Here is a 13,911-nt window from a genome sequence, read left to right on the forward strand (position 1 = left end):
CTTTAGCTAGCAGTGGGGTTGGTGTACACACCACGCTACCGAGGCGGAGCGCCGGTTTCGCCGGTCTAAGGGATGATTCAGGGTCGAATCAGGGTAGTCCGGGAGGATGACGGTGCCGCCGTCAGGATGCCGGCGAGTAGTACGTCAGGGCGCCGGGCGTCACCGAGAATTCGACGCTGCGCACCCCGGGCATGACCTCCCCGTCGACAGCCAGGACCATGCTGGTGTCCCCCGGTTCCACCCGGATGCTGCTGGATTCGCTGAGGTGGGTGATCCGGGAGGTGGCGACGGTTCCGGTCAGCACGGACCACAGCAGCCGGAGCCGGGCGAAGGATTCGTCGGCGGTGATCATCCTGAGGTCGAAGACGCCGTCGTCGAGGACCGGGCGGACCAGCGGGGCGTGGTCGCGGGGGTAGTAGCGTCCGCGGCCGATATAAAGGATCCACAGTTTGTGCCGCACCCCGTCGACGATCAAGGTGGTGGGCGTCCCGGCGGCGAAGGTCCGCAGCATCGCGACGACGCCGGCCAGGGGCTTCCCGAGGGCCGGCTGGAGCAGTTCGCGCCGGCGGACCAGGTTCGGGTAGAGGCCGATGCTCGCGGTGTTGAGCATGGTCAGGTGCAGCAGCTCGGGGCTGGCGGGAAGTCCGCGCGCCACGGACACCAGCCCAACATCCGCCCGTGCCGCTTCGCCGCGGGACGCGGCCCCGACGGCGGCCGTGAGGTTCGGAGTGCCGGCGTCCCGGGCGAAGTGGTTGACGGTTCCGCCCGGCAGGACCAGGAGCGGAAGGGAATGTTCGACGGCGGCCGCGGCCGCCGTGCCGACCGTTCCGTCGCCGCCCCAGACGCCCAGGGCAACAATCCCGGGCCGGCAAGCAACCCGTGCGATCTCCTCCGCGAGGTCCTCTGCCTGGGTCACCTCCGTTATATACGCCTTTGGGAATACCTTTTGGAGGGCAGCTGCGGTCTCCTCCGCGTACGAGCCGCCCAGCGTGTTCACCGCGATGCCGAGGCCCCCACCCTCCGGAAGCTCCGCAGCTTTCATAGGAGTGCGCCGGAGCTCGGGAATCGGCGGCCGGACGGGCCACCACTTCCGTGTGACCAGGGCGGCCCCCGCACCGAGCGCCGATCCGAAGAACACATCCGAGGGCCAGTGGGCGCCCGTGTGGACCCGGGAGTACGCGACGCCGGCCGCGAGGGGGGCCAGTGCAGCGCCGAGGGCCGGCCGGACGAGAGCGGCACCGAGGGCGAACGCCACGGCCGAGGCGGAGTGTCCCGAAGGCATTGAGGAGCTTGTGGGCTGGGGATGGACAAACCTGAAGACCGGCAGGTGCTCGGGCAGCGGGCGGGCCCGCGGCAGCAGGGTTTTGAACCCGAGATTCGTGACCGCGGAGGCGACGGCCTGCGCCAGTATGCCGTGGAGCGCGGCGCGCCGCGTCCTGCCAGGGAACAGGGCCATCACCGCGGCGATGCCAAGCCAGAGTTTGCCCTTGTTCGCCGAAGCGGAGAGTTGCCGGAAAAAGTCGTCATGAGTGCCCCCGGGGAGGCCGGACAGGGCGCGTACGAGTTTCCGGTCGAATTTCCCCAGTCGGATCGGAGCCTTCCTCAGCATGCTGCGCATGCGACCACCTTACTGCCGGATCGCGGCGGCACCCGGTCCGACAAGGCGGATTCCCAAGGTCCTCCGAAGGCAGGGTCCAGCCCGCCGGGGCGGTTCAGTTGGTTAGGATGAGGCGATGACCCGAGTGCTGGACCCTCAGCGATTGCCGCCGGGCCGCGTGCTGGCGGCAAGTACCGCCCTGCTCACACTCGGCGCGGTCCTCGGGGGACTGCTGCTGGCGGACGCGCGGCTGCCCCCGTTCCAGGGCCTGGACGAAGGCTGGGGCCGCTGGATCACGTCCCTGCGCAGTCCGTTCTGGGACAGCCTCAACGTCTTCCTGAATCTGGCCGGCTACCGCGGCGTCCTCCTGCTTCACGGCCTGCTCGTCGCGGCCCTGCTGCTGAGGAGACGCCAGCAGACAGCGATCTTCAGCGCTGCGGCAGGCCTCGCCGTCCTGATTTTCACGCAGATCCTCAAGGCCGGCATCGTCCGTGACCGGCCGGACAACACGGTGGTCCTGACCGACACCGGCTCCTTCCCCTCGGGCCATGTGGCGAGCACCGCGGCGTTCCTGGTGGTCGTGGCCCTGCTGGTGGGCCGGGCCTGGGCAGGGGTGCTCGCGGGGTTTGGGGGGCTGACCATGATGATCAGCCGCACGTATCTGTCCGCCCACTGGCTCGCGGACACCGTCGGCAGCATATGCCTGGCCGTCCCGGTGGTGCTCCTGCTCTGGCTGGTCTTCCAGGACATATGCATACGGGAGAATGGGGACGCCCGCCGCCTGCTTAGCTGGCGCGCAAGGGCTTCGCGGCGCCGGCGAGCAGGAGCGCACCCAGAATCGGGATCATGATGGCCAGCAGGGCCAGCCGGATTCCGATCAGGTCACCGAGGTAGCCCAGCAGCGGCGGACCGGCGAGGAACGCGACGTACCCGATCGTGGAGACGACCGACACGCGGGCGGCGGCGTGCTTCGGGTCGTCGGCCGCAGCCGACATCCCCATCGGGAACGCGAGGGCAGCCCCCGCTCCCCAGAGCACCGCGCCGGCCGTGGCCGTCCAGATGTCACCGGCCAGGACGAAGAGCCCGAGCCCTGCGGCGGCGGCAGCCATGCTGGCGCGGAGCACAGGCACCCGGCCGTAGGCGTCGATCGCCCGGCCGCCGAAGAAGCGCACCGCGGTCATGGCCAGGACAAAGCCCGCGAACAGCAGCGCCCCGGTCGATTCCGTCGCGTCCAGGCCATCCACGGCGGCTTTTGCGATCCAGTCGTTGCCGGCGCCTTCGGTGAGCGTCGCGCCCAGCACCACGACGCCGATCAGCAGCGTTCGTCCGTCCCGCCAGGCCGAGACGCCCTTGGATTCCCCGGCTTCCCCGGCCGCCGGCACGGGCGCCGGGAGGTGCGGCAGGAAGTAACGCGGCGCAGCCAGGGTCACGACGGCGACGATGGCGGCGATCACCAGCAGGTGCGCCGGGAGCCCGACGCCGAGGCCCGCCAGTCCGGCGCCGATCACGGCGCCCAGGAACGCACCCCCGCTGAAGGCGGCGTGGAACTGCGGCATGATGGTGCGCCCGAGCCGGTGTTCGACGTCGGCTCCTTCGATGTTCTGGGACACGTCCCACAGCCCGATGCCCATGCCGAAGAAGAACAGCGCGACGGCGGTCCCGGGGACTGACCCGGCCAGCAGTGCCAGTGCGACACCGACACCGGCCAGGGCGGCGAGAAAGCCGGCGGCCCGCACCGCATTGGCCGTTCCGATCCGGCCCACCACATGGCCGGCGGTCGGCAGTGCGATCAGCGAGCCCGCCGCGACGCACAGCAGCAGGGTTCCCATCTGTCCCGAGGAGATGTCCAGGATATCGGTCACCGCGGGGATGCGGGCGGCCCAGCTGGCGAACACGAGCCCGTTGATCCCGAAAATCAGGAAGGTTGCCGCGGCTGCGGCGTTGAGCTGTGGGCGGGTCGCCGTCTTGGTCATACGATCACTACTTCCACCGAGTGTTGGGTGAGTTGGGCAAGGTCTTCGGTACTGAGCTGTTTGTCGGTGACCAGAACATCCACGGCAGCCAGGGGCGCGACGAGCGCGACCGCGCTGGCGTTCCACTTGCTCCCGGAGCAGGCGACGATCACCCTGCCCGCGGATTCGAGTCCGGCGCGTTTCACGGCTGCATCCTCGAGGTCATGGGCCAGGAGCCCGTCTGCGAGGTTCAGCGCGCAGGGCGTGAGCACGGCTGTATCAAACCGCAGCGAACGGATGTTGGACTCCGTCATGGGCCCGCGGAAGGACAGTTCCCCGGCGATCAGGCTTCCGCCGGGCAGCAGCAGTTCGGGATGCCGGCCGGCGGCCGGGGCTCCTTCGGTCAGCGCGTTGACAGCCCGCAGCGACATCGGCATCAGGGTCATGTCCCGCTGCCGCAGGTGCCGGGCCACCTCGGTGGCCGTGGTGCCGCTGTCCAGCCAGACGTGCCGGCGGTCCTGCAGCAGGGCGGCGACGCCGGCCGCAATCCGGATCTTGGCGGCGGGGTCCTCGATCTCGCGTTGCCCGTATTCGGGGTTCTCACCGCGCAGCACCAGGCTGCGCGCCCCGCCGTGGACCCGGCGGAGCACGCCGTGGAGCGCCAGGACGTCCAGGTCACGACGGATCGTCGCGCCGGAGGCACCGCATTCGGCCATGAGCTCATCGACCGACATCTGTTCCCGGTGGCGCAGGAGTTCGCCGATCCGGCGGTGCCGCTCCGCAGTAGTCATGAACAAATGCTAACGGATCATGATCATTCAATCATTTCCTGCGTAAAGGTAAGCTACGCGGGGTCACTTAGCGCCCATAAACCCCCGGGGAATGGGCGCTAAGTGACCCCGCGTTGCTGTGGTCAGCGGGTGACCTCCTCCAGCAGCTCCAGCACATGGCGGTACTGGGCGCCCGTGGCGCGGGTCATGCCCAGTTCGCACGTCCGGTTGCACGATGCGTGCGCGGCAGCGCCCATGTCCGCCACCTCCGCGGCCTGCTTCGCGGTGGCCGACGCCGTCAGTTCGGGGTGCAGCATGCCCCGGTCGCCCGCGAACGCGCAGCAGCCCCAGTTTTCCGGGACCTCGACCCGCTCGGCAACGGCCCCGGCGACGGCATCGAGGGCATCGTTGAGGCCCATCCGGGTGGAGGAGCAGGTGGGGTGGAGGGCCAGCGACGCCAGCTTCGCGTGCTCGGGCAGCCGGGGCAGGATCCGCTCCGCGGCGAAGTCCACGGCGTCCACCATGTACAGGGCCCGCTGCCCGGCCGCGGGTGCCTCCGCCTCCACGGCCTGGCGCAGGCCCTCGGTGCAGGAGGACGCGTCGCAGACGATGGGCAGTTCGCCGTCCCGGGTTGCCTCCCGGAGGGCGGCCAGGGTCTTCTCCCGCATCGTTTCCTGGCCGGCGGCCATGCCCTTGGAGGACCAGGGGGTGCCGCAGCACAGGCCGTCGATGCCGTCCGGGACCAGGAGCGTGAGCCCGGCCCGGGCACAGAGCTGTTCGAAGCTGTACTGGACACCGTGCCCCGCGGCGCCCTGGGCTGCTCCGGCAGGCCCGAACATGGTGCCCACGCAGGCAGGGAAGTAGACAGCATCAACCGCGCCCGCCGGCGTCGGACGCTTCCGCACGGAACCGCCGCCCGGCAGCTCGGCGGAATACAGCGGCACGGTGTCTGCTCCGAGCACCGCCCGCGCTGCCGTGTTGGGCGGGGCGATGGCGGCGGCCGGGAGCTTGTCGACGACCGTCAGCGCCAGCGAGGCACCACGGGTGACCCCTTCCCAGTGCCTGGCGGCGGCGTTCCACGCCCCGTTGGCGAGCGGACCGGCGCCGGCCTTCCGCAGGCGTTTCACGAGCGACCCGGTATTGATGTCCACCGGGCAGGCGGTCTGGCACATCCCGTCCACGGCGCAGGTGTCGACCGACTCGTAGTCGTAGTCCTTTTCCAGTTCCCTGACCAGCGCCGTGTCCCCGGCCAGCCGGGCCGATTCGATGGCGCGCAGCGTGACGATCCGCTGCCGCGGCGTGAGGGTGATGTCCTTGCTGGGGCACACCGGCTCGCAGTAGCCGCAGGAGACGCAGCGGTCCACTTCCTCGGCGACGGGGGGTGCCGTTTTGATGTGCCGCAGGTGCGCCAGCGGGTCCTCGTCCATCAGGACCCCCGGGTTGAGCATCGCGGCGGGGTCGAAGAGCCGCTTGATGCCGCGCATGACGTCGTAGAGCTCGTCGCCGTACTGCCGGCGGACGTAGGGGGCCATGACGCGCCCGGTCCCGTGCTCGGCCTTCAGGGATCCGCCCTCGGCCAGGACGAGGTCCACCATGTCCTCGGTGAAGGCGCTGTAGCGGTCCAGCTCCGCCGCCGTGGCGAAGCCGTCGGTGAGCATGAAGTGGACGTTGCCATCCTTGGCATGGCCGAAGATCACACTGTTGCTGTAGTTGTATTTGCCGAAGAGCCGGATCAGTTCCCGGCAGGTGCGGCCCAGCACCGGAACCGGGACCACAATGTCTTCCAGCAGCGCGGTGGTGCCCTGCGGCCTGGCCCCGGCCACCGAGGCGTAGAGGCCCTTGCGCAACTGCCAGAGCTGCCCCCGTTCCCGGGCGTCGCCGGTGAACCGGGCGGGGGCGGACAGCCCCAGGCCCGGGAGGATGCCCTCGCCGTGGCCCTGGAGTTCCGCCAGGTGCCCGGCGCTGCCGGCGGAGTATTCCACGAGCAGGGCGGCGTGGTCCCGAACCGCCAGATCCTGCACGACGGCGGGCGTTCCCTTGAGGCTCTGGCCCACCTTCAGTGACAAGGCATCCATCAGCTCAATGGTGGCGGCTCCGGTTTCGACGAGGGAAGGCAGGGCCGCGTTGGCGGCCTCCAGGTCCGGGAACACCAGCAGGCCCGCGGCCGCGTGCTGGAGCCGCGGGATGGTGCGGAAAACCGCCTCGGCCACGAAACCCAGGGTGCCTTCGCTGCCGACAATCAGGTGGGCCATGATGTCCACCGGGGTCCGGAAGTCCAACAGGGAGTTCAGTCCGTAGCCCATCGTGTTCTTCATGGAAAACTGCTGCCGGATCCTGCCCACGGAGTCCGCGTTGGTCCGGACCCGCTCAGCCAGCCGGGCCAGTCCGTCGTAGAGCTCCGGCTCGAGAGCGCGGAGTTTCTGGTCGGCGTCCGCCGCCCCGCTGTCAATGACCGTGCCGGAGGGCAGGACCACGGTCAGCGACTCCAGGGTGCGGTAGGTGTTGTCCACGGTGCCGCAGTTCATCCCGGAGGAGTTGTTGGCCACGACGCCGCCGACCGTGCACGCCGCCTCGCTCGCCGGATCAGGGCCGAACTTACGGCCGTAGCGGGCGAGTCTGGCGTTCAGCGCCCGCACGGTGACGCCGGGCTGGACGCGGACCCGGGCGCCGCCGTCGAGCACCTCGATGTCCCGGAAGTTGCGGCGGACGTCCACAAGCACGCCGTCGGTGACCGCCTGGCCGCTCAGGCTGGTCCCGCCGGAGCGGAAGGTCAGCGGCACGCCCTGGGCGGCGCTGGCGCGCAGCAGCCCGCCGACCTCGGCAGCGTTCCCGGCCGTGACGACGGCCTGCGGGATGAGCAGGAAATGCGAGGCGTCATGGGCGTTCGCGTGCAGGTCGATGGCCCGGGTCTTCACCTGGGCGGGATCCTGCACCGCCGAGCGGAGGGCTGCCAGGTCCAGGGGATCCATCAGGGGACCATCCAGCCCAGGACGGGTGTGGACTGCAGGAAGATCAGCACGGTGATGAGCGCCAACAGGCCCAGGCTCCAGCCGATCAGCTTGCGGAACAGCGTTCCCTCCGCGCCGTCCAGGCCGACGGCGGCCGCAGCAACGGCCAGGTTCTGCAGGGACAGCATCTTGCCCATCACGCCGGCGGAGGAATTGGAGGCGGCCATCAGCACCGGGGACAGTCCGGTCTGCTCCGCTGCGGTGGCCTGCATCTGGCCGAACAGGGAGTTGGAGGACGTGTCGGACCCGGTGAGGGCGACGCCGATCCATCCGATCAGCGGCGAGAGGATGGCGAAGAAGCCGCCCGCGGAGGCCAGCGCGAAGCCCAGCGTGGTGGTCTGGCCGGAGAGGTTCATCACGAAGGACAGGCCCAGGACGGCGGTGACGGTGACGATCGTCCAGCGCAGCTGGACCAGGGTGTCCCGGTAGATGCGCAGGCCCTGCGACGCGGTGACCTTGTACAGCACCATGGTGAGCAGCCCGGAGAACAGCAGCAGGGTGCCGGTGGCCTTGAGGTGGTCGAGCTTGAACTTGGTGGCCGCGACCGGTTTGCCGGCCGAATCGGTGATGTCCAGGCCGGGCCAGGCGAACGTCACGCTGCCGACCTGGCCCAGCCAGGTCTTGACGAACGGAAGCTGGGCCACCGAGAACACCGCGATGATGATCAGGTAAGGGGCGATCGCCATCCAGATCTGCCGGGGTTCGGGCCGGGAGTTGTCGGTGGGCACAGTGGTCACCGCGGCGTGTCCGGCGTCGGATCCGGAGCCGGTTCCGGAGCCGGAAGAGTGTCCGGCGGACCCGCCGTCCGGCGTGCCTGCCGTCACGGCGACGGCGGCGTGGGCGGCTTCCGGGGCACCCTCGACGGCACCTTCGACCCCCACAATTTCCTTCGGCTGCCAGACTTTCAGCATCAGCAGCACGGCCGCCACGGTCACGACCGCGGCGACAACATCGGTGAGCTCCACGGCGAAGTAGTTGGAGGTGACAAACTGGGCCGCGCCGAAGGCGACGCCCGCCACCAGGGCCACGGGCCAGGTCTGCTTCACGCCGCGCCGGCCGTCGACGATGAACACCAGCAGCAGCGGAACGATCAGGGCGATGAACGGCGTCTGGCGTCCGGCCATGGAGGACAGATCCTGCAGCGGCAGACCCGTGACGCCGTTGAGGGCGATGATGGGCGCGGCCATCGCACCGAAGGCCACAGGTGCGGTGTTGGCCAGCAGCGAGACCACGGCGGACTTCATCGGTTTCATGCCTGCAGCCATCAGCATGGCGGCGGAGATGGCCACCGGGGCGCCGAAGCCGGCCAGGGACTCCAGCAGGGCGCCGAAGCAGAAGGCGATGAGGATCGACAAGATTCGGAGGTCGTTCGAGATGGAACGGATGGTGCGTCCCAGCACTTCGAACCACGGGGTGGCCACGGTCAGCCGGTAGATCCACAGCGCGTTGACCAGGATCCACAGGATCGGGAACAGGCCGTAGAAGATCCCGGCCGCGGTGGCGCTCAGCGCCTGATTCACCGGCATCTGCCAGCCGACGATGGCCAGCACGAGCGAGAGGGCCAGACCGGCCAGGGCAGCCACGGGGGCCTTGACCTTGAAGACGCCCAGGAGGACGAATAGCAGGACGAGGGGAAGCGCCGCGCAAAGGGCTGAAATCACTAGGGACCCGGCTATAGGGTCGAGGATCTGCTCAAACATGAGTCTCCAGATTGTGTTAGGCGTCACAACACCGTGGCGCCTTTCGATTGTCTTACAAGTACACATGATCGTCAAGAGAGGCTTGTTGTCTTGTCTGGCAAGATTGGGAGTGAATTAAGAAAGTCTTGGCGGGAAGGGAGCTCCGGTGGCCGGGCGAATTGCAGCAGTCTCGATCGTGGACGCGGTCGCTGCGGATCTGCGGAGCCGGATATTTGCCGGCGAACTGGGATCCGGGGATGCCCTGACGGAGTCAGAGGTCGCCTCCTCCTATGACGTGGCGCGGCCCACGGCGAAGGCCGCGATCGAGAAGCTCGTGGCCGAGGGGCTGCTGGACCGGGGGACCCACAAAACCGCCCGGGTGGTCGACCTCGGCCCGGACTCAGTACGGGACATCTACCTGGCCCGCGCGTACCTGGAAAGTGAAGTGCTCCGCCGGCTGGCACGCACCAGGGACGTGCCGGCAGCGGCGGTGCAGGCCAACCGCGACATCGCGGCGGTGCAGTCCGGCGCTCCGCTCGACGTCGTCGAACCCGACATGCGGTTCCACACCAGCCTGATCGACGCCGTGGGCAATGAACGGATCAGCAGGATGTACCGCTCGCTGGTGGGCGAAGTGCGTCTGTGCATGGTCCGGGTCCAGTCCCTGCAGCTGCTGGACACCGCGCTGATCCGGGCTGAACACCAGAAAATCCTCGAACTGATCGAGGCCGGCGAGGGCGAGGACGCGGCCGAACTGCTCGACGAGCACCTGGGCAGAGCCCGGGAACGGCTGGTCGCCGCCATGGGGGGGAACTGCCGGGCCGGAGGCCGACCAGCCGTCCGGGCTGCTGAAGGAGTAGCGCGGCCCACCCGTCAAGCAACACGGGGTCACATATCGCCCGTTCCCGAGGGAATTACGGGCGCTGAGTGACCCCGCGTTGCTGTTTGGTCAGCGGACGCGCTCGACGCGCTTTTCGTCCCAGACGGGCTCGGCCGATTCGTAGACCTTGCCGTCCGAGCCGAAGATCAGGAAGCGGTCAAAGGTCCGGGCGAACCAGCGGTCATGCGTGACGGCCAGAACCGTTCCCTCGAAGTGGTCGATGGCGCGTTCCAGCGCTTCGGCCGAGTGCAGGTCCAGGTTGTCCGTGGGCTCGTCGAGCAGCAGCAAGGTGGCGCCGGAGAGCTGCAGCAGCAGGATCTGGAACCGGGCCTGCTGCCCGCCGGAAAGCGATTCATACTTCTGCTCCGACTGTGACGCCAGGCCGTACCCGTCGAGTGCGCCGGCGGCGGCCTCCCGGCCCAGCCCCGAGCGGTGTTCGTCGCCGCGGTGCAGGATTTCCAGCAGCGTCTTGCCCAGAAGATCCGGCCGGATATGGGTCTGGGCAAAGAAACCGGGCCGGATGCGCGCGCCGAGTTTGACGGTGCCGTCGTGCGGGACCTCGGCGATGTCGACGTCGGAGACCGGCAGGTGCTCCCGTTCCGGGTCGGTGCCCCCGGTGGCGAGCAGCCGCAGGAAATGGCTCTTGCCGGAGCCGTTGGAGCCAAGCACGCCAACGCGGTCGCCGAACCAGACCTCGGTGGAAAAGGGCTTCATCAGCCCGGTGAGTTCCAGTTTTTCGGCCACGACGGCACGCTTGGCGGTCCGCCCGCCCTTGAGCCGCATCCGCACGTTCTGCTCGATCGGCAGCGCCTCGGGCGGGCCGGCTTCGAGGAACTTCGCGAGGCGGGTCTGCGCTGCCTGATACCGGTTGGCCATGTCGGAGCGGAACGCGGCCTTGTTCTTGTACATGTTGACGAGTTCCTTGAGCTTCACGTGCTCCTCGTCCCAGCGCTTCCGGAGCTCCTCGAAGCGGGCGTTCCGGTCCGCGCGGGCGTCCACGTAGGAGCCGAAGCCGCCGCCATGGATCCAGGCCCCGGCGCCGTTGATGCCCGGTTCGAGGGTCACGATACGGCCGGCGGCATTGTTCAGCAGTTCGCGGTCGTGGCTGATGAAAAACACAGTCTTCTTCGACTCGTTGAGTTTGGCCTCGAGCCAGCGCTTGCCCGGGACGTCGAGGTAGTTGTCCGGCTCGTCCAGAAGTAGCAGCTCGTCGGGGCCGGCAAAGAGGGCCTCAAGCACCAGGCGCTTCTGTTCCCCGCCGGAGAGGCTCGACGCCGGGCGGTGCTGCGCGCGGTCAAAGGGCAGGCCGAGCGCGGCCATGCAGACTTCGTCCCAGACGGTCTCGACGTCGTACCCGCCGGCGTCGCCCCAGTCCACGATGGCCTGGGCGTAGGCCATCTGGGTGGGCTCGTCGTCGTGTTCCACCATGGCCAGCTCCGCCGCGTCCACGGTGCGGGCGGCGGCGGCGAGGGCGGGAGGCGCGGCGGAGACCAGGAGGTCGCGGACGGTGGATTCGTCCCGGACCTGGCCGACAAACTGGCGCATGATGCCCATGTTGCCGGATCGGCCGATCACGCCTTCGTCGGCGATGAGGTCGCCGGAGATGATCCGGAACAGCGTCGTCTTGCCGGTTCCGTTGGGTCCGATCAGCGCCGTCTTGGTCCCGTCCGGGACCTTGAAGGTCACGCCGTTGAGCAGCTGCGTGCCGTCGGAGAGGAAGTAATCGATGTTGGAAACGTCAATATGAGCCACCCTTCCATCCTCCCACGGCCGCCGTTGCGGCCCGTCGACGGCCTCAGCCCGCGGCGGTGAGGAACTCCTTCAGCAGCGGACCGGAGACGGTGGCGCCCAGCCCGCCTTCCTCGACGAACACGGCGACGGCGAGGTCCCCGTGCACGGCCACGATCCAGGCGTGGGTCTTGGGCGGGTTCTCGCTGCCGAATTCGGCGGTCCCCGTCTTTGCCGCCACCGGAGCGCCCGGCACGGACGCGAGGAAGCCGGTGTGCCCGGAGGTGACCACGGCACGCATCATGTCCGCCAGGGCGGCCGCCTCGGCTGCGGTGACCGGGGTGCCGGAGGTTGGCGCCGGCGCCGGTGCGGAAGCTGACGGCGTGGATCCGGCGGAGGGGCTGGCTGAGGCTCCGGTGGCTGCCTCCCCTTCTGCTCCCGGGTTCAGCACGAGCTGCGGCGACACGGGCGCACCCTTGGCGACCGAGCCCGCCATGATGGCGGCGGCCAGCGGGGACATAAGCGCCTTGCCCTGGCCGATCATCGAGGCGGCGTGCTCGGTCCCGGCGGACTCCCCCGGAACCGAACCCAGGAACGCGCCAGCGCCCAGCGCCGGGGCTTCCACGGCGACGCCGAGGGAGGTGGCAGCGGCTTCCAGCTGGGCCTGGCTGACGTTGTCGCGGGCGTTGATGAACGCGGTGTTGCAGGAGTGCGCGAAGGCATCGCGCAGCGTCACGGATCCCAGCGAGGAGGCTGGGTAGCCTTCGGCGTTCTTGAAGGTCCGGCCGTCGACGGTCAGGGTGGCGGGACACTCCACCGTCGATTCCGGGGTCATGCCGTTGCGGATCATGGCCAGGGAGTCCACGATCTTGAAGATGGAACCGGGGGCGTACTGCCCCAGCAGGGCGGTGTCGTAACCGTTGCTTCCCGGTCCCGAGGCCGCGGCCAGGACGGCGCCGCTGGAGGGCCGGAGCGCAACAATGGCCGACGCCGGGCCCACCTTCGCCAGGATGCCCTCGGCCAGCTGTTGGAGGTTGGGATCCAGCGTTGTTTTCAGCGGCGTTCCCACCTTCATCTCGAGCTGGAAGAGGGCCCGGCGGCCGCCGTTGGGCAAGGTCTGCCGTTCCTCGGCGGTGAGGCCTGCCTTTTCGGCATAGACCTGGATTCCGTTGCTGCCGCGCAGCTGTTCGTCGTACTGCTGCTGCAGGCCACCGGTGCCCGTGGTGTCTCCGGCTTTGAGCGCACCGCCGGATTTCTCGATCTGTTCGGCATTCGCCTCGGCTGCGGTGCCCAGCAGGGCGCGGGCGAAGGTGCGGGTGGGTGCCAGGGGCAGGAAGTCGCGGATGGCGCGGGCGCCGGGAATCTCGCCGATCTGATCGTCGGTGATGGTCCGGCCGTCCTCGCGCAGGGTGATCGCGGTGACGAAGGCCTCAGGGCCGGCCGCCTGGACCTGCTGGACGTAGGCCGCGGGGTCCGCTCCCACCAGCTGGGCGAGTTGGGTGGCTGACTCCGCCGGATCGGCCGTGGCCAGCAGGGGCTTGTCAATGCCGACGTTCACGACCGGCCGGTAGGTGACCAGCTTGGCGTCACCGGCGCCCAGGATCTCCGCCCGCGACGGGGACTGGGACAAGGTGCCAAGAATCTCACCCTCGGCCAGCCCTGGGACCAGGGTGGCCGGGTTCCAGACGGCCAGCCACTTGTCACCGGACTTTTTCAGCTGCGCGGAGGTGGTGTACTTCCACTCCCCGGAGCCGATCTTCCAGCTGTAGTTCAGCGGGACCGTGGCCGTGCCGGAATCCAGCGTCAGCTCGCCGCTTTCCACCGCAGGCTTGGCCGGGTCCAGCGCCTTGAACACCTCGTTGAGCTGCTCATTCGCGGCGCCGGCGTCCTTGCCTTCAAAGGCGACGGAGCCGACGTCGAGCGCCGAAACGGCGGACGCAAGCTGCTTCGCGGCGTCGCGCGCGCCGGCGCTGCCGTCGTCGCAGGACACCAGCGAGGCGCCCAGCATGAGACCAACAAGGACAGCTGAAAGTTTAGATATTTTCCCCATCGCGCCATTATGCCCCGAGCCGCAGACAAAGCCCCTGTCACGTTAAGCTTCCGGACCATTGGGGGTTCCCGCTTCGGCCCCGACGTTCCCGCCCGGTTACTTCGGACCGCAGTCCGCCCGCAGACCGGCCCTTCCGCGCAATTCCGGGAGTCCGCCGCAGCCTGCCACGCCGCTGGCACCGGGTAACTGGGAAGGAGGGCATCTTAGAAGGAGGGCAACCGGGAAAGAGCGCGACGGAGGCGGCCGG

8 protein-coding genes and 1 pseudogene are annotated in these 13,911 nt (G+C 69.1%); 2 read left to right on the forward strand and 7 right to left on the reverse strand.

The features are described from left to right. Positions 1-121: 121 nt before the first annotated feature. A complete protein-coding gene (locus tag ACZYZ3_RS04580; RefSeq protein WP_463962650.1) occupies positions 122-1,618 on the reverse strand; it encodes a bifunctional phosphatase PAP2/diacylglycerol kinase family protein in 1,497 nt (498 codons plus the stop codon). A 115-nt stretch (positions 1,619-1,733) separates the two neighbouring features. On the opposite strand from ACZYZ3_RS04580, the gene ACZYZ3_RS04585 reads away from it, so the two are divergent. Beyond that, entirely contained in the window at positions 1,734-2,447 is a 714-nt protein-coding gene (locus ACZYZ3_RS04585) for a phosphatase PAP2 family protein (protein ID WP_463962651.1), read from the forward strand. On the opposite strand, the gene ACZYZ3_RS04590 is transcribed toward ACZYZ3_RS04585, so the two are convergent. From ACZYZ3_RS04590 to ACZYZ3_RS04605, 4 genes are all read right to left on the reverse strand, one after another. Beyond that, on the reverse strand, positions 2,383-3,570 hold the full coding sequence (locus tag ACZYZ3_RS04590) for an MFS transporter (protein ID WP_463962652.1): 1,188 nt from the start codon (positions 3,568-3,570) through the stop codon (positions 2,383-2,385). The genes ACZYZ3_RS04585 and ACZYZ3_RS04590 overlap by 65 nt on opposite strands. After that, positions 3,567-4,340: a DeoR/GlpR family DNA-binding transcription regulator gene (locus tag ACZYZ3_RS04595; RefSeq protein WP_463962653.1), complete on the reverse strand. Its 774-nt coding sequence runs from the start codon at positions 4,338-4,340 to the stop codon at positions 3,567-3,569. The genes ACZYZ3_RS04590 and ACZYZ3_RS04595 overlap by 4 nt, the downstream gene beginning before the upstream one ends. Before the next feature lie 122 nt (positions 4,341-4,462). After that, positions 4,463-7,288, reverse strand: coding sequence for an FAD-binding and (Fe-S)-binding domain-containing protein (locus ACZYZ3_RS04600; RefSeq protein WP_463962654.1), 2,826 nt, complete (start codon positions 7,286-7,288; stop codon positions 4,463-4,465). Next, a complete protein-coding gene (locus ACZYZ3_RS04605; RefSeq protein WP_463962655.1) occupies positions 7,288-9,027 on the reverse strand; it encodes an L-lactate permease in 1,740 nt (579 codons plus the stop codon). Before ACZYZ3_RS04605 ends, ACZYZ3_RS04600 begins: the two co-directional genes overlap by 1 nt. A 145-nt stretch (positions 9,028-9,172) precedes the next feature. Between ACZYZ3_RS04605 and ACZYZ3_RS04610 the strand changes: the two are divergent. After that, positions 9,173-9,866 (forward strand): annotated as a pseudogene (locus ACZYZ3_RS04610) (GntR family transcriptional regulator). Positions 9,867-9,955: 89 nt separating this feature from the next. Here ACZYZ3_RS04610 and ACZYZ3_RS04615 read toward each other — a convergent pair. After that, the gene (locus ACZYZ3_RS04615) at positions 9,956-11,638 is read right to left on the reverse strand and encodes an ABC-F family ATP-binding cassette domain-containing protein (protein WP_463962656.1); all 1,683 of its coding nucleotides are present in this window, start codon (positions 11,636-11,638) and stop codon (positions 9,956-9,958) included. Positions 11,639-11,681: 43 nt separating this feature from the next. Further along, on the reverse strand, positions 11,682-13,664 hold the full coding sequence (locus ACZYZ3_RS04620; RefSeq protein ID WP_463962657.1) for a penicillin-binding transpeptidase domain-containing protein: 1,983 nt from the start codon (positions 13,662-13,664) through the stop codon (positions 11,682-11,684). Positions 13,665-13,911 lie beyond the last annotated feature (247 nt).

The organism is Pseudarthrobacter linnaei (assembly GCF_055412825.1).

Coding starts and splice junctions, on each gene's coding strand:
- ACZYZ3_RS04605 (WP_463962655.1), bottom strand. CDS start 9,027: ATGTTTGAGCAGATCCTCGACCCTATAGCCGGGTCCCTAGTGATTTCA.
- ACZYZ3_RS04580 (WP_463962650.1), bottom strand. CDS start 1,618: ATGCGCAGCATGCTGAGGAAGGCTCCGATCCGACTGGGGAAATTCGAC.
- ACZYZ3_RS04585 (WP_463962651.1), top strand. CDS start 1,734: ATGACCCGAGTGCTGGACCCTCAGCGATTGCCGCCGGGCCGCGTGCTG.
- ACZYZ3_RS04620 (WP_463962657.1), bottom strand. CDS start 13,664: ATGGGGAAAATATCTAAACTTTCAGCTGTCCTTGTTGGTCTCATGCTG.
- ACZYZ3_RS04600 (WP_463962654.1), bottom strand. CDS start 7,288: ATGGATCCCCTGGACCTGGCAGCCCTCCGCTCGGCGGTGCAGGATCCC.
- ACZYZ3_RS04595 (WP_463962653.1), bottom strand. CDS start 4,340: ATGACTACTGCGGAGCGGCACCGCCGGATCGGCGAACTCCTGCGCCAC.
- ACZYZ3_RS04590 (WP_463962652.1), bottom strand. CDS start 3,570: ATGACCAAGACGGCGACCCGCCCACAGCTCAACGCCGCAGCCGCGGCA.